The following is a 15,953-nucleotide window of genomic DNA, read 5'->3' as shown; positions in this document are numbered from 1 at the left end:
CTCGATGGTGTTGTCGGCGAGACTAAGGTCGCGGCATCCCTGCCCTTTGAGGAGGTGCCGGGATTTCCTCCGCCCAGCGTCGAGGGCCACTCTGGTCGCTTCACCTTCGGCCACGCCGGAGACACTCCCGTCCTCATCATGCAGGGCCGCATCCACTACTACGAGGGGCACCCGATCGAACTGCTCGCGCTCTATGTCCGGGTGGCGCGCCTTCTCGGCGCTGACACTCTAGTGGCCACGAACGCCGCCGGTGGTGTCTCGCCGGAGCTTTCGCCGGGAGACATCGTGCTTATCGAGGATCACATCAACCTCATGTTTACCAACCCGCTCATCGGCCCGAACGTCGATGAGTTCGGACCCAGGTTCCCTCCGATGACGCAGGCTTACGACCCGGAGTTGCGCGCGTTGGCCAAGCAGGTGGCGTCAGAGCTCGGGATCGATCTGCGCCAGGGAGTGTACGCAGCCTTGAGTGGACCTGCCTTCGAAACGCCCGCCGAGGTCAGGATGTTACGCACGCTCGGCGCCGATATGGTCGGAATGTCGACCGTGCCCGAAGTGATCACCGCGGTGCACGCCGGAATGCGCGTGCTGGGTCTGTCGCTAGTGACCAACGTGGCTGCAGGAAGCGCTCACGGGCACGATGAGGTGCTGGCGACCTCTGCGGACAAAGCCCCGGTCGTATCGAGGCTCGTGGCTGGTATACTTGCAAGGCTTTAGGTTTTTGTGGTCGTTTCTCGGCGGTTCATGCCGACCTAATGTTGTTTGCGAAAGGAAGTTGTTATGGAATATCACGTAAAGGATCTCTCCCTGGCTGACGAGGGTAAAAGGCGTATCGAGTGGGCTGACCGCGACATGCCTGTGCTGGCGAAGATCAGAGAGCGTTTCGCCGAGGAAAAGCCGCTTGCGGGGATTCGCATCAGCGCTTGCTTGCATGTGACGACCGAGACCGCCAACCTCATGCGCGCTCTTTCTGCGGGCGGCGCCGATATTGTGTTGTGCGCGAGCAATCCGCTGTCTACTCAAGACGATGTGGCCGCGGCTCTGGTACAACACTACGAGATTCGCACTTATGCGATAAAAGGTGAGGACACCGAGACTTACTACGCGCACATCGACGCGGCCATAGCGCACAAGCCGCACATCACGATGGACGACGGCGCCGATGTGGTGGGCCGGATACACTCGGAGTTCCCAGAAGCGCTCGAGCACATCATCGGCGGTACCGAGGAGACGACTACGGGCGTGGTCCGCCTTGCGGCGATGGCTGGCGACGGCGAGTTGAAGTATCCGATAATCGCCGTCAACGAAGCCAAGACAAAGCACCTCTTCGACAACAGGTACGGCACCGGGCAATCGACGCTTGACGGGGTCGTGCGCGCAACGAACCGGCTTATTGCCGGACGCACCGTCGTGATCTCGGGATACGGCTGGTGCGGCAAGGGTGTGGCGATGCGCGCAGCGGGGATGGGCGCCAAGGTTGTGGTTTGCGAGATCGATCCGCTGAAAGCACTCGAGGCCGTCATGGACGGATACAGGGTGATGCCCGCCGTCGAGGCCGCTGCCATCTGCGACATCTGGATCACCGTCACAGGCGACATCAATGTTATCGACACCCCGATGTTCGACGCCATGAAAGACGGCGCGATAATCTGCAACTCCGGCCATTTCAATGTGGAGATAAACATCAAGAAGCTGCGGGAAACAGCCGCATCTGTCCGGGAAGTGCGTCCGCTTGTGGAGGAGTTCGTGATGGCCGATGGTCGCGTGATCTTCCTTCTCGCCGACGGCCGCCTGGTAAATCTCGCCTGCGCCGAGGGCCATCCGGCGGACGTTATGGACATGTCATTTGCTAATCAGGCGCTTTGTTCGGAGCTTCTCGTGCACAATGCAGGTGACTTCACGCCTGGCGTCTACGATGTGCCGGAAGATATCGACCGCGAAATTGCGGCGATGAAACTGGAGAGTATGGGCGTTACTATCGACGAGCTTACCGAGGAGCAAATCCGGTACCTGTCATCGTGGCGTGAAGGAACGATCTAGCGATGGCGATCAACGATATTCCACGGACGATCTGGTGGGAAGATGGCAAGGTCCGTCTTATCGACCAGTCGCGTTTGCCGCTAGTGGGAGATATTCTTGAGTGCGAGACGCATTCGGGAGTGTGCTGGGCGATAAAGGGGATGGCTGTTCGCGGCGCACCCGCGCTTGGTGTCGCCGCAGCACTGGCGATCGCCGCATGGGCCACGAATGAGGCTGACGATATCGAGGCGCACGATGTGTTTTTTGCCGCCCTGGAAGATGTTGCCGACGAGATCAAGGCCACTCGTCCAACAGCGGTAAACCTTCACTGGGGAGTCGAGCGCATGCGCCGGCTGGCCTATGACCAGAGCGATCTACCCCTCCCTGAGCTGCGCGATATCCTCTTACAGGAGGCCCTGAGCATGATCGCCCAAGATGAGGAGCGCAATCGGGTCCTGGGTGCCAATGGCGCTGATCTGATCGAGCCGGGCTCGAAAATACTGACTCACTGTAACGCTGGGTCCCTGGCCACAGCCTATTTTGGCACAGCGCTAGGGGTGATTTTCACCGCCCACGAAAGGGGCAATGTCGAGCACGTCTGGGTCGACGAGACTCGGCCGGTCATGCAAGGCGCGCGCTTGACGGCTTGGGAGCTCATGATGGCAGGGGTATCGTGTGCGCTTATCACCGATAGCATGGCGGCTTGGGTTATGCAGCAAGGGGGCGTGGACGCGGTTATCGTCGGTGCGGATCACATAGCCGCAAACGGGGATACCGCGAACAAGATCGGCACATATGGACTTGCAGTGCTCGCGCATGAACACGGCATCCCGTTTTATGTCGCCGCTCCTTCCTCCACGGTGAACCTGACGATAAGCACCGGTGCTGAGATGGTGATCGAAGAGCGTTCTGAGGAAGAGGTCACTGGCGTTTCCTGGTCGGCGGTGTTCGAGGCAACGGATCCGAGAGTCGTTCAAACATTCGACGCGCTTACCAAAGAAGGCTCGTACGAGTTTGACATATCAAGGGGACACAAGCTCATGGTCGCCCGCAAAGGCGGCGCTTACCAGCTTGACGGGTGGGCGCGAATCGCGCCTCTGAATGTTCCGGTGTACAACCCGGCATTCGACATCACGCCCGCGAAGTACATTACGGCAATTATTACTGAGCGGGGCGTGGTAAGACCCGATTTTGAGATGTCACTTGGGCTGACCTGCATGGGCTCAGGCGGGCTTCACGAAATGACGATCGAGTAAGCTGGATCTTTCGGCCGATCGCCAGCACGAGCGGGGTAGGGATTCCGGTTTTGGTGGGGAACTGGGGCGTGAAAATTGTGGCTTGAAGGCCTTATCGAAGCGGTCTATCCCACTCGGTGCGCCGGGTGTGACTTCCCGGGTGCCCTGCTTTGCGATCGGTGTCGCGAGACAATCCGCGCGATCAGGCCTGCGAATCCGTGTCGACATTGCGGAACGCCGTTTGGCGAGATAGTGTGCACCGAGTGCTGGAACAGCGAGTTTGCGTTCAGCGAGGCGATCTGCGCGGGATCACTCGTGCGCCCGCTCTCTCGGCTGGTAACGATCTACAAAGACGGCGGCGAAAGACGACTCGCACCCGTTATGACATCGGTTCTCGCCGAGGTGCTGGAGTCATGGCGAGAGTGGACCCAGGCGGTAGTTCCGGTTCCGGCGTCGCCTAAGGCGATCTCGCTTAGGGGTTTCGATCACATCGAGTTTGTCGCTGACGGCCTAGCTCGGATGTGGGAGGTTCCACTGCTCTTAGCGCTTCACTCTGCCACCAGGGCTGACCAAAGGCATCTCGGTAGACAGGAAAGGCAAAGGAATGTCGCAGCCACAATGATCGGCGTTCGGGAGGTATCGTTGCCTTCGAGGGTATTGCTGCTCGATGACGTGATGACGACCTGCGCGACGGTTGATTCGGCAGCGGCCGCGCTGCTTGCTTGCGGCGCCGACGAAGTTCGGGTCGGAGCTCTGGCTCGCGCGTGGTAGAATCACTATGCTCCCACCCGGGTCTGTGGTTGAGGGCGCTATCGCGCCCAAGTCCATGGTAGACGCGGCCGAAAGGACCCACGTAAGCCGGCGGTTTCGTCGCGCGAGCATGGCGCGTCTTAGGGGTAAGTCGTACCGCCCGTTAGGACCGCATCCCGCGGTTCAGGGGCGAGAGGATCGTTAGTGAGATTGCATCGAGCGAAAGTCCCGGTACGCGAGTGTGGGGTCAAAGACCAGGTCAGCCGGGTGAGAGCACTTACTGAATGACGGTATTTATGGACTTTGCGAGAGGTTGTGAGCTATGCGCGTCAGGAGAAAAGCCGTTGTCGCTCTCTTGCTGCTAGGTATGTTGGTGCTTGTGGTAGGGTGCGCCCGCCAAGCTGAAGAGCCGACGATCGAGCCGAAGATTGCCCCTCCACTCATCGGCGAAGCCGGGGTACTGAGAGTCGGTGTGGATTTGGAGTATCCGCCTTTTGCGGGGCGGGATGCAGACGTTGAGGCCGGAATCGACATCGAGGTGGCGTCCGCCATCGCCTCAAAGCTTGGACTTGAGCTGCGCACCATCCAGGTGACACCCGCCGAGGCTGCCGCAGCATTGGCCGATGGCAAGGTGGATGTCGTGATGTCTGTTCCTCTGACCGAAGAGGTTGCCGGCGAAGTAAACATCGCAGGCGTTTACATGATGGACGGCCCAGCGTTTTTTGTTCGCTCCGAGGATGCGCCCGAGCAGGAGATTTCAGACGCCGAGGAAAGCCAGGCGGCCACTCCGTCGGCTGAGGCTACGCCTTCGGCCGACGTCGCGCAGATAGTTTCGCCCTATGCTTTCAGTAACAAGAGGATCGGCGCCCGGCAGGGATCGCCTTCGTACTGGGCGCTCTACTATGATCTCGGCGAAGGCGCTGTGACGGCCTATCCCACTATCAGGGAGGCACTCCAGGCGCTTTCCGCTGGTGAGATAGATGTGGTGGCCGGCAGCGCGGTTGTCTCGGCTTATGTGGCACGTGATTTCGAAGGTGTTGCTTTTGCCGGGCAGTACGGTTCGCCCAAAGCGCTAGGTGTCGCGGTCTCACCCGAAAATACCGATCTTGCCGCCGAGATCCGAGGTGTTCTCGATGAGCTGACGCAGGGAGGCGTCATTGAGATGATCCGTTCAACTTGGGCCGGTACTCTACCAAGACTCGTGCTACCATAGTGAGCGCGTTTTTGTGTAGTTTTTGTGTAGCTTATGGGAAGGGTGGGCATTGATGACCAAATTGCGTAAGTTTTTCCCGACGGTGCTTGCGATGATGCTGGCGATGGCGGTGCTGCTTTCTGGCTGTGCACCGGCTGCCCAGCCGCCTGAACCGGCCAACGGGCCTGCTGCCGAAGAGCCAGCAGATCTCGGAACGCTGGTTCCCGGCAAGATAATCGTGGGTTCGGACACGGCGTATCCTCCGTTTGAGAGCGTGGTTGACGGAGAGATCGTTGGTTTCGACGTCGACTTGGTGAAGGCGATAGGCGAGCGCATCGGCTACGAGGTGGAGTTCAAGACCTACAAGTTCGACGCTCTCATCACCGGAATGCAGGCAGGCACAGAGTTCGACATGATAGCCTCGGCGATGACGATCACTCCCGAGCGTGCCGAGAAGATCAACTTCTCGGACCCCTACATCAACGCGAACCAGTCTTTGGCTGTCGTCAAGGATTCGCCTGTTGCCAGCGTCGATGATCTCGGAGCCGGGGACAAGGTCGGAGTTCAGTCCGGAACCACCGGCGCGATCTGGGCCAAGGAAAATCTAGAGCCGAAGGGTGTTGAGATTGTAACTTTCGATGACATTCTCGCAGCATTTGGCGCTTTGCAGGCTCGTGATGTTGATGCTGTGATCAACGACGCACCGATCTCGCAGGATATCGCGAAGGATCCCGCACGCGGCGTGGCCGTTGTCGCTGAGATCCAAACCGATGAGCAGTACGGATTCGGGTTCAACAAGGAAAACACCGCGCTGCGTGATGCGGTAAACGGCGCACTAGCCGAGATAAAGGAAGACGGTACATACGTCGAGATATATCGCAAGTGGTTTGGCGCCGACCCGCTTTCAATTCCCTAAAGCGCGCCAAATGGGTTATAAGATGTTCTAGTGATTTAAGGGGCCGCTGCGGCAATCGCCGGCCCCTTAATCGCTGTCGCTGTCTTTGTCCAGGAGATGCTGTTGGAAGCTTTCATTCAGTGGTGGGAGACTAACCCGGTCACGAGGCTGTTTCTCTCGGTCGACGTGATCGAAAGATCGATTCCCATTATCTTTAGCGCTTTTCCGGTTTCTGTATTTTTTGGGGTTGGCTCGTTTCTTTTGGCGATCCCGGTAGGGCTGGCGATAGCGTTTCTCAAGATGTCAAAGTCGCGTCTCCTCAGATGGCCAGCTACTGCGTATGTCGATCTGATCAGAGGCACACCGCTTTTCCTGCAGATTCTGGTCGTGTGGTTCGGCGTCACGCTGCTTCCGGGATATCAGGATATGATTCGCGATAATCCCTGGCTCAAAGAGCCGTTTTTGTTCGGCATTGATTACACAATCTACATGCGTGGCCTCTTTATCTTGTCCCTCAACTCCTCTGCGTATATGGCCGAGATATTCCGCGCCGGTATTCAGTCGATTCACAAGGGTCAGATGGAGGCCGCTCGCTCGCTCGGGATGACTCTGCCAAAGGCGATGTTCTTCGTGATCATCCCTCAAACAGTGCGCCGCATACTACCGACGATGATGAACGAGTTCATCCTGCTCTTCAAAGACACCGCTCTTCTTGCAGCGGTTGGCATCAACGAGATTACCCAACGTGCGAGACAGTTCGCGGCCGTCGAGCTCAATATGTCTGCCTATATTGTTGCGGCGGGATTCTACCTGCTTTTGACCATACCCCTAGGCAGAATCGTCGCACGCCTTGAAGCCAAACTCGCCGAGTCGGAGGGTGGTGGAGGAAGGTGAGCGACACGTCATCGCAGTTGATCGTTCGCCTCGTTGGTCTTCGCAAGACTTTCGGCTCCAATGAGGTGCTCAAAGGGGTCGATCTTGAGGTGACCAAGGGCGAGGTGGTCGTCATCCTCGGCCCCAGCGGAAGCGGCAAGTCAACACTGCTGCGCTGCGTGAATCGCCTCGAAGAGCCCACCGGCGGCGAGATCTGGTTCGAGGACGTCATGGTCAACGCCCCGAAAACCAATATCAACAGGGTTCGTGAGCACATCGGAATGGTGTTTCAGTCGTTCAATCTGTTTCCCCACCTTACCGCTAAGGGCAATGTGATGCTTGCGCAACGGCTGGTGCTCAGCCGATCGAAAGAGGAAGCGGAGCGAGTAGCCGTAGAGCAACTGACTCGCGTCGGGCTCGAGCACAAGATAGAAAGCTATCCTGCGCAGTTATCCGGCGGACAGCAACAGCGCGTTGCGATAGCGAGATCACTCGCTATGGATCCGCATGTGATGCTCTTTGACGAGGTGACCTCCGCGCTCGACCCTGAGCTAGTTCGGGATGTTCTCGACGTTATGAAGGCCCTGGCCAAAGGAGGAATGACTATGCTGGTCGTGACTCACGAGATGGGCTTTGCTCGGGATGTGGCGGATCGAGTCGTGTTCATGGACGAGGGCTTGATCGTCGAGCAGGGAACTCCCACTCAAGTTTTCGATTCGCCCTCTCACGAACGAACACGGGATTTTCTCGGCCATATCAGTTAGACTATATACATGATATTTGGCTTGGCAGCGAAACCTCAAGACGCGCCCATAAACGGCATGGTTATGGGTGTCTTCATTTAATCAAGCCCGTCGCTGTAGTTATAGGAGGTACCTTATGGACATGGTAATCAAGGGTCGGCATATGGTGGTAACAGACGCTATTCGCGAGTACGCGCACGACAAGATCGGCCGAAACGCCAAAATCATCGATGGCGACCATGTGCGGGCCGAAGTCGAGCTTTATGTGGAGAAGAACCCCTCCATCGGCAAAAATCATGTCGCGGAGGTCACTGTTTGGACGAAGGGCCCTGTCATTCGCGCCAAAGAGGCCGCTTCTGACATGTATGCCGCGATCGACCTTGTGTCAGAGAAGTTGGAGCGCCAATTTCGCAAGTACAAGGGCAAGGTGCTCGACAGGCATCTCGGCAAGCGGGCGGCTTCAACTCAATTGGTGCCAGTGGAGAGCGATACCTACGAGGAAGCGCAGCCCAGCATCGTCAAGACCAAGGTGCTCAATGTAAAGCCGATGATGCCTGAAGAGGCGATACTCCAACTCGAGCTGTTGGGCCATGACTTTTTTGTGTTTACATCCGCCGAAACGGAGGCGGTCAATGTTTTGTATCGTCGCAAGGACGGGGATTATGGCCTGATAGAGCCGCGCGTTAGCTGAAGACCCGCGCAGCATTTGGCTGTTGCTCGGTTTCGTTTTGCTTGACACGGCGCTTTTTACAGGAATAGAGTAGGGAACAGTGCGTGATGCAACCTAGTAGTTTTATCGGCATGAGATTGATCTGACCGGCAAGTCAATCAAGTGAAAGGCTGCGAATGGACCAGCAGGTGTCTCGGATATCGATTGAGGATATCGAAAACACGTTGGGCCAGATAGCTGAGGTCAAAGCTGCCCGTGTGGTTGCATCCCCAGAGGGAGTCATTCAAGAGATACACGTACTGGCGCTTCCCAGCAAGGCGCCAAAACAACTTGTTCGCGACATCGAATCGACATTGATGGCCGCATATGGCCTGGCGGTTGACCACAAGAAAATATCGGTTGCTCAATTGGGCGCCGATGTGGCCAAAGTGCTGGAGCCGGACAATTTCCGAGGTGGGCTTCGAACTCGAATCTCATCGATAAACGCCCACGTCAGCGGGGTGCATTCGGCAGTTGTGGTAGAGCTGGAAATCGATGGCAAGACATACCAGGGAGAAGCCAGCGGCCCCGCGAGCAAAACCGGCCGGATTCGCCTGGTGGCTTTAGCGACTCTCAACGCGATCAACAAGTGCGTCCCCGACGCCAGGCTTTTCGGCCTTGAAGACGTCGATGTCTTGCAACTTGGCCGTCAGCGTGTGGCGGTCTCATGCGTTTCGCTTGTGTCCGCCATGGGCGAGGAGTCTTTTGTGGGATCCGCCCTGGTACAACAGAATGAGAAAGACTCGATCGTCAAGGCGACGCTCGATGCGATCAATCGTCGCCTCGGATTTTTTTTGACAGCCACATAGCGGTCTTGTAGCGGGCAACCGGAATGATCAGCAAACCGGACACTGTACGCAAACGAGCGAGCGGAGCGGACAGCGTTCTTCCATCTTTAGCGGAATGGGAGAAGATCAAAGAAACACTTAGGAGGTCTTCTTACTATGAAGCGCATTATTTTTCTACTCACCGCGCTAACCGCCATTGTTTACACTGGCGCAGCGAATATGAGACTGTAAAAAAAATTGTTGCCCATAATGTGCGAGCGGCATAAAGCTCAAACGGAATCGCGGGGGTAGGCACGATGCTGATCCGTGCCTACTTCCATCTAGTTACATTCGCGGCAGTGCTGATGCTCTATTGGTTATATAGCTCGCCTGGCCGTATTGACTGGCTGCTAGTGTTGCTGCTTGGTGCAGTGTGTTTTGTTGCTGAAATGCTTACTTATAAGTTGCCGAACGGCGGCAGCGTGTCACTGGCGTTTGCAATTTGCCTTGCTGCGATTTTGCTAGGCGGACCTGAGCTAGGCGTAATGGTTGCGATTGCTGGATCGGTAACCTCCAGGGACTTGGCTAGCGGCAAGCCACTCTATCAAATTATTTTCAATATGTCGCAGCTTGGAATAGCGGCGGCAGTTGCGGGAAGTGTCTATTTGGGCATGGGGGGCGTGCCGCTATACTTCGAACCGCAGATAGGTGTTGACATTTGGATTTGGCTGTTACTGGTGCTACTTACGGCTGTAACGTATACAGCAATAAACGTAGGGCTTGTTGTAATCGCGATCCGGTTAGTGACCAAATCTCAGTTCAGAGCAATTGCATCCGATGCGTTGCATTATATACGAGGGCTGCTTCCACTAGCGTTGCTGGGACTCGTAATCGCAAAACTTGTGGCACTCGCGGGATTCGCGTATCTCGTATTACTGATCGCTCCCTTCCTGGTGTCCAGACAGACCTTCATGATCTATCAGCAGCGTCAGGCGGCGTATTTGGATACTGTTCGCTCGCTGGTAGCGGCGATAGAAGTGAAGGACAAGTACACAAGCGGGCACACCGAAAGAGTAGCGGCTTACGCGCGAGCAGTGTGTCAGCATTTAGGCTTGCGAGAGTTCGAAGTGCAGCGCATCGAGTGGGCCGCATTGCTGCACGACATCGGCAAGGTGATTGTCCGGGGGGAGACTCTGTGCAAACAGGGAGAGTTGAGCGACGAGGAATATTGCGAGATAAGGGAGCATCCCGCGATAGCGGTTGAGATATTGGAGGAAGTAGAGTTCTTGCGTGACGTCATTCCGCTGATCGCCGCGCACCACGAGCGTCTCGATGGTAAAGGTTATCCGATGGGGCTAAAGGGTGACGAGATACCCTTAGGTGCCCGCATAATTATGGTCGCCGATACTTTCGATGCGATCACTTCCTTGAGGCCATACCGGGAAACTCTCTCATTGGACGAGGCGATTCAGGAGTTGAGGAACTCTGTCCCTAGTCACCTTGACCCTAAATGCGTGGAGGCCTTTGTCGCCGCGATCAACGAAGGGGCGATCGCTCCTGCCACAGTGCGTCGAGGAGTGGGAGAGCCGGCAAATGTTTAGCGCAAGGGCGTCAGGGACTGTCATAGCCATCGGATCGCTGACGGCCTTGCTTGTGATGGAGTTTATCGGGCCTGATATCAGGCTGCTGACATCACTATTACTTGCTGGTGGTATTGCGGTATTCAATCTCTTGCCATTGGCTTTGACTCGCGGCGGCAAACTCGGAATCGACGTAGGAGCGGCCGTCGGAGCCATGATGCTGCTCTCACCCGAAGTCGCAACCTTGACCGCGGCTTTGGGGTCGGCGGTGGCCCTGGTTTTAGTAAAGCCCACCGACATATCGCGTATGTGGTTTTTTGATCTATTCAGGCGCGTGATAGTTATATATGGCCTGGCTCTGCTGTTTAGCATTGCGTTTTTGGGTTCGGGTTTCCCCCTCGGGCACTTGCAACTTTTTCTTTTGGGCGGTTTATCTGGGGTAGTTTATGCCTTAGTGGATATTGTTGGGTTCTTGATTTTCGAAGGAAGGTATGGATTTTCTCGGATCCGCGATGCTTTTAATGGGATCGTCCGAACTGTCGGTACGCTCTATCTCTCGCAGATATCGATTGCAATTGTTATGGTGCTGATCTATCCGGGGCTAGGTGATTTCGCGGTTTTTATCCTTGTGGCCCTAATGGTGATTATGCAGCACAGCTTCACTCTGCTTCTCGGCTTGCGCTCGGCATATATGCACACCATCTCGGCGCTCGCGCACATCCCCGAAATGCAACACCCAGCCAGAAGCGGGCATGCCGAGCGTACAGCGGAGCTTTCCGCCTTGATCGGCCGTCAGCTTGGTCTGAGCGGAGAGTTGATGGAGCGGCTCACGACAGCCGCTCTCTTGCATGACATCGGCAGGTTAGGGCTGGAAGCAAGGGTGGATGGCAGCGTCCACGAGAGCTCCGATACTGTTGCGTCCCGCGGAGCCGAAATGCTCTCAAAAGTCGAGTTTCTTAGTGATCTTGCGCCGGTACTGTTACTTCAGGGCAGGGAGTCGAAGTTTGCCCTTGAGGTCGAGGTGGACAAGTTCTTGTTGGCGCAGATCGTGAGGGTCGCCTCACACTATGATGATCTCGCAGCCAGGGGCGTGCCTACAGCTGAGCGCATCTCCATCATGCGACAAAGAGATCCGGCCGGGCACTCTGAAAGTGTTCTGAATGCCCTTGAGGCTGGGCTGGCTTACGGGGGTAGGCGATGATTCTTATTATCGGAATGCTTCTCGGCATCGCGCTGGGCCTTATCACCAAAGGAAAGTTCGGCGCGTTGGCCCACCATCGGCTGCGGGGGATCGAGATATTTATTGTGCTTCTGTTTATTCAGCTTGTGGCGACGGGGATTCCGGTGGAGTTGCCCGAATCGATTTTACTGTACGTTTTTTGGATGATCCCGGCTTTAGGCTGTCTCGCGATATCGCTTTGGAACGTCCGCGAGCCGGGTTTTGCGCTTGTCGCATTGGGCCTTGCACTCAATATTGTGGTAATCGCTGTGAATGGCGGGATGCCGGTACTAACGGCAAATGCTGCGATGATATCCAGCCAAGCGCAAGTGGTTTATGCCGCGCTGGATCAATCGTGGCTCCACGTTCCGGCCGAAATGGGTACATCTTTGTTATGGCTCGGCGATGTGCTGCCGGTGCCCGGACCCGGAGATTCGGGAAACATCGTCAGCATAGGAGATGTGTATATGTCGTTTGGTTTGGGGGTATATATTTTCGCAGCTATGCATGATCAGTTTGATGATTGCAAAAATTAGTTGGATTTTGTTATGACTGATAGGTAATGATGCATGTTGGGGAGACTCATTAGTAGGGGCGGTGGGCATGCACTATTCGAAAAGATACCTTTCGCGTTTTCGGGGCACTGTACCGAGAGACAAACTGGTCGAGACTGTCGCCAAAGCGGACGACTCTTTTGTGGTCCTTGCCGCACCGGCTGGTTATGGAAAAAGTGTTCTGGCTTCTCAGCTTGCAGGGATATTCGAGGGGGAGGTAATCTGGCTCGACTGTTCGGGGTTGGAGTGGAACAGGGAGCAGCTTTTTTCTGCACTCGATGATTTTTTTGGCGCCGGCGAGGGTCGTGTCGAGCTCAGATCTGCGCCGTCGATACTCAACCGAAACACAGTTGATCTGGTAGAGGGCGTGAGATCTTCGCTCGAGCGATTTCGCGAAGGCAAGGGGGTCACTGTCGTTCTTGATGATATGCCGGTGGGAGCTGACGTGGCCGCCGTTCGGGAGCTGACCGGGATGCTCGAAACACTCGACAGCAGCAGGGTTATCGTGACGACGCGATGGGAGTCACCAGAAGTATTTGAGGAGAGCGATGGGGTTACTCTGCTTCAAACCGATCACCTGAAGCTCAGTGAGGAGGAGTGCTGGCAGGTATTGAAACGCTACCTGACCGGTGAAGTGGACGTTGGCGCCGCGGAAGAGCTGATGAAACTATCGGCGGGTAGAGCCGCAACGGCTTGTGTGCTTGCCAGGCATATCGCTCTAGGCTCCTTCCAGAGTGGAGAGAATGGTTCGTTTGCAGGGCCTGCTCCCCTAGATTTGGTGGCGCATCTGAACAAGCTGGTTGATATGCAGCTTGACGATCGTCTGAAAGCGGTACTTTATACATGCGCGTTGCTGAAATCGGGAACCGGTGAGGAGGCGGAGGCGGTTGTCGGTAGGCCAGCAGTAGCAGATATTCAGATGCTCGGAAAGTTGATGCCTTTGGTTACGGTTTCCGGAGCGGGAGAGACATGCAGATTTCGCGTCCATGATCTGGCTGCGGAAATCTATGAGGAGAGATGTTTTACCCAGCCGGACTCGACTAGATTCCAATCTGATCACCTGCTGCGGCGAGCACTAGGAAATTTTGACGCGACAGGAAGATATGACGCGCTTTTCGCGCTCGCACTGCGACGCGCCCCGTTGCAGCTGCTGGCAGAGTGGATGGAAAAAGCGGGAAACAGGCTTTATGAATCAGGTGAGCTCAAGTTGCTATCGATGGCTTTTTCACGTCTAGGGCCCGTCGGTATATCGAGAAGTTCGAAATTACTTTTCTGGAATGCGCGACTATTGAGGGCAAAAGCTGAAAAGGAGGACGCGTTGCGTTTAGCCTGCGCTGCTTATGATCTTGCCATTGCCGAGGGCAATGAAAAATTGGCGGCCGAAGCTTTGATGTTGAGGGTTTGCGTTCAAATGGACGACGCGCTTATGGCTGAGGCAACGCAAGTATTATCCAAAATTCTTGAAATGGAAGTTGACGATGATGTGCGCGCATTGGCTCATGCGTATCTCGGCGTTTGTTTTAGCTATCTTTTGGATATGGACAAAGGTCTGCCCCATATCGAAAAGGCGATTTGGATAGCGGACAACAAAAACATTCACGTGGAAGTAGAAGCTTTGGTGCGAAATAACGCACTATTCGTTGATGTGAGCGTGTATGGAAATTTAAAACAGACTAGGCGGAGGCTTTCCAGGTTACTGAATATGGAAGGGCTGTCTCTTACAATGCAAATACACATTCAAGGCAATCTGAATGCCATACACTGCGAACTTGGTCGCCTTGAGCGCGCAAGGCAACTGACGGAATCCACGATCAAAACCTCAAAAAAGCATGGGCTTACCTATGTTGAGCTTTGGCAATTAAGCAACTTGGCGACAGCAGCGGCGGGCATAGGGGATTATGGGCAGGCTAAGATAGCGGCAACTGAGGCATACGATGGAAACAAAGCCCGAAACTTTGAGATGGAACTCTCAAGGTTGTGCACTTATCGCTCTGCCTGGACCCGTGCAGCCGGGGAGCATGAACAGGCTCTGATCTTTTCCGAGACAGCGCTCGAGCACGCGACACGTTGCTCAGGTAAATGGGTGGAGTGGCTGGCGACCTTGGAGTTTGCTGCTAATCTTTTGGTGCTGCAAGATGCACCAGCCGCTGAAAAGCATGCGAAATCCGTTAGGGATTCCGCCACGAAAATAGGAGCGGCTCAATATGCGCTGATCGCGGATATGATTCTGGCTGAAAGCGACCGACGAAAAGGCGATTTGGGCGCTGCCAGGAAACGGCTTGCACCTCATGCGGAATATGTCTTGAGCGAGTATTCGAACTGGTGGATCGGAATGTATATTCGCGCATTCCCTCACCTGCTGGGGCTACTTTCGGAGGTGGCGGATCCGGATCGTCTTTCTAGGTACTTGCTAAAAATGGTGCTACCCGATGACGTCGAGAAGACTCTTATCGCGGCCCTTGAGGTTATACGCTCGAAAAAGACATGGAAAAAACTTGCTCTTCGGTTTACGTGTGAGGAAACAGCCGATCGAATACGCCAGCAGTTGAAGCGGCAGGATGCAGATGTCCCCATGTGCAAAGTTCGCATGTTTGGAGGGCTGGGGGTTCGCGTCGGTGATAGAAGTGTGCGCGAGAAAGACTGGAAGAAGCGAAAAGCGCGCCTGTTATTCGCGATGCTAGTCTTCAAGCAGGGGCAAGATGTTCCGGTGGATATTATCTTTGATTATTTGTGGCCCGACAAAGACTCAGAAAAAGCGCAAAACAATCTTTACGTGATTTGGAGCGCGATGAAGTCGGCACTTCTGTCCAAAGCGGACCGCAAAGTTCCATTGCCGTATCTCGAGCATGTCGGCGGGATGTGCCGAATGGTATCGAGTCTGGTTTCAGTGGATATCTCCGAGTTCGGAGCGCTCAGGTCAGAGGCGATTGCGGCAGAGCGTATGGGGGATATGGAATCGGCACTGGGAGCTTACGAGCGCCTTGATGAGCTGTACGTTGGTGAGTTGTTACCGGGCGATCTGTATGATGACTGGTTTACAGATGAGCGCGACCGCTATCGAATCGGATTTGGGGATTCAATGTTGCGGGCCACTGAGCTCGCTGCTGAAATGGGTGACAATGCCCGGGCACTCAGGTTCTCCTGGCGCGGCGTGGCTGCCGACGCATGGCGTGAGGATCTTCATCAAAACCTCATGAAGCAGCTTGCGGCCGCTGGTCAACGTAGCACCGCTATTGAGGTCTACATGAAGTTTTGCAAACGCCTGAACGAGGATCTTGGCATGGATCCGTCCTCTGAGACGGCGCAAATCTACCATCAGATACTGTCGATGGAGCATCTAGGAACACCTCGTTTATCCGAGCCGAGAGATGAAGACGCCTCCACTGCATGAGGATTTACCGAAAACTCTAAAATATT

14 protein-coding genes are annotated in these 15,953 nt (G+C 55.5%); all 14 read left to right on the top strand.

Translation table 11 applies throughout. The annotated features are described in order from the left end of the window. A partial coding sequence (locus tag KGZ89_06310; GenBank protein MBS3974461.1) for a purine-nucleoside phosphorylase occupies positions 1–717 on the top strand: 717 nt, incomplete at its 5' end. Positions 718–780: 63 nt separating this feature from the next. Then, positions 781–2,040 (top strand): adenosylhomocysteinase, encoded by a 1,260-nt coding sequence (locus KGZ89_06305; GenBank protein MBS3974460.1) that lies wholly within the window; start codon positions 781–783, stop codon positions 2,038–2,040. A gap of 2 nt (positions 2,041–2,042) precedes the next feature. Further along, complete coding sequence (mtnA, locus tag KGZ89_06300; GenBank protein MBS3974459.1) at positions 2,043–3,275, top strand: S-methyl-5-thioribose-1-phosphate isomerase; 1,233 nt, start codon at positions 2,043–2,045, stop codon at positions 3,273–3,275. A gap of 231 nt (positions 3,276–3,506) precedes the next feature. Further along, on the top strand, positions 3,507–4,025 hold the full coding sequence (locus KGZ89_06295) for a ComF family protein (GenBank protein MBS3974458.1): 519 nt from the start codon (positions 3,507–3,509) through the stop codon (positions 4,023–4,025). A 301-nt stretch (positions 4,026–4,326) separates the two neighbouring features. After that, a complete protein-coding gene (locus KGZ89_06290) occupies positions 4,327–5,217 on the top strand; it encodes an amino acid ABC transporter substrate-binding protein (GenBank protein ID MBS3974457.1) in 891 nt (296 codons plus the stop codon). A 52-nt stretch (positions 5,218–5,269) separates the two neighbouring features. Then, entirely contained in the window at positions 5,270–6,112 is an 843-nt protein-coding gene (locus tag KGZ89_06285) for a basic amino acid ABC transporter substrate-binding protein (GenBank protein ID MBS3974456.1), read from the top strand. Positions 6,113–6,214: 102 nt separating this feature from the next. Continuing rightward, complete coding sequence (locus KGZ89_06280; GenBank protein ID MBS3974455.1) at positions 6,215–6,985, top strand: amino acid ABC transporter permease; 771 nt, start codon at positions 6,215–6,217, stop codon at positions 6,983–6,985. Between the two features lie 20 nt (positions 6,986–7,005). After that, positions 7,006–7,728 carry an amino acid ABC transporter ATP-binding protein gene (locus tag KGZ89_06275; protein ID MBS3974454.1) on the top strand — a complete coding sequence of 241 codons (723 nt, stop codon included), beginning with the start codon at positions 7,006–7,008 and terminating at the stop codon, positions 7,726–7,728. 115 nt (positions 7,729–7,843) lie between these two features. Beyond that, positions 7,844–8,398, top strand: coding sequence for a ribosome-associated translation inhibitor RaiA (gene raiA / locus KGZ89_06270; protein ID MBS3974453.1), 555 nt, complete (start codon positions 7,844–7,846; stop codon positions 8,396–8,398). Positions 8,399–8,553: 155 nt separating this feature from the next. Then, entirely contained in the window at positions 8,554–9,225 is a 672-nt protein-coding gene (locus KGZ89_06265) for a hypothetical protein (GenBank protein MBS3974452.1), read from the top strand. Positions 9,226–9,500: 275 nt separating this feature from the next. Further along, entirely contained in the window at positions 9,501–10,784 is a 1,284-nt protein-coding gene (locus KGZ89_06260) for an HD-GYP domain-containing protein (GenBank protein MBS3974451.1), read from the top strand. Continuing rightward, positions 10,777–11,964 carry an HD domain-containing protein gene (locus KGZ89_06255; GenBank protein MBS3974450.1) on the top strand — a complete coding sequence of 396 codons (1,188 nt, stop codon included), beginning with the start codon at positions 10,777–10,779 and terminating at the stop codon, positions 11,962–11,964. The genes KGZ89_06260 and KGZ89_06255 overlap by 8 nt, the downstream gene beginning before the upstream one ends. After that, the gene (locus KGZ89_06250) at positions 11,961–12,518 is read left to right on the top strand and encodes a DUF5317 domain-containing protein (protein MBS3974449.1); all 558 of its coding nucleotides are present in this window, start codon (positions 11,961–11,963) and stop codon (positions 12,516–12,518) included. Before KGZ89_06255 ends, KGZ89_06250 begins: the two co-directional genes overlap by 4 nt. A gap of 67 nt (positions 12,519–12,585) precedes the next feature. Next, a complete protein-coding gene (locus KGZ89_06245; GenBank protein MBS3974448.1) occupies positions 12,586–15,927 on the top strand; it encodes a hypothetical protein in 3,342 nt (1,113 codons plus the stop codon). Positions 15,928–15,953 lie beyond the last annotated feature (26 nt).

This window comes from Actinomycetota bacterium, assembly GCA_018334075.1.
Taxonomy (GTDB): domain Bacteria; phylum Actinomycetota; class Coriobacteriia; order Anaerosomatales; family UBA912; genus JAGXSC01.
The sequence above is the reverse complement of the archived record's forward strand: the minus strand, read 5'-3'. Positions and strand labels throughout refer to the sequence as shown.

Excerpts from the sequence above, each read along its gene's own strand:
- KGZ89_06250 (MBS3974449.1), top strand. The coding sequence starts at position 11,961 with ATGATTCTTATTATCGGAATGCTTCTCGGCATCGCGCTGGGCCTTATC.
- KGZ89_06265 (MBS3974452.1), top strand. The coding sequence starts at position 8,554 with ATGGACCAGCAGGTGTCTCGGATATCGATTGAGGATATCGAAAACACG.
- KGZ89_06290 (MBS3974457.1), top strand. The coding sequence starts at position 4,327 with ATGCGCGTCAGGAGAAAAGCCGTTGTCGCTCTCTTGCTGCTAGGTATG.
- KGZ89_06245 (MBS3974448.1), top strand. The coding sequence starts at position 12,586 with ATGCACTATTCGAAAAGATACCTTTCGCGTTTTCGGGGCACTGTACCG.
- KGZ89_06285 (MBS3974456.1), top strand. The coding sequence starts at position 5,270 with ATGACCAAATTGCGTAAGTTTTTCCCGACGGTGCTTGCGATGATGCTG.
- KGZ89_06255 (MBS3974450.1), top strand. The coding sequence starts at position 10,777 with ATGTTTAGCGCAAGGGCGTCAGGGACTGTCATAGCCATCGGATCGCTG.
- raiA (MBS3974453.1), top strand. The coding sequence starts at position 7,844 with ATGGACATGGTAATCAAGGGTCGGCATATGGTGGTAACAGACGCTATT.
- KGZ89_06260 (MBS3974451.1), top strand. The coding sequence starts at position 9,501 with ATGCTGATCCGTGCCTACTTCCATCTAGTTACATTCGCGGCAGTGCTG.
- mtnA (MBS3974459.1), top strand. The coding sequence starts at position 2,043 with ATGGCGATCAACGATATTCCACGGACGATCTGGTGGGAAGATGGCAAG.
- KGZ89_06305 (MBS3974460.1), top strand. The coding sequence starts at position 781 with ATGGAATATCACGTAAAGGATCTCTCCCTGGCTGACGAGGGTAAAAGG.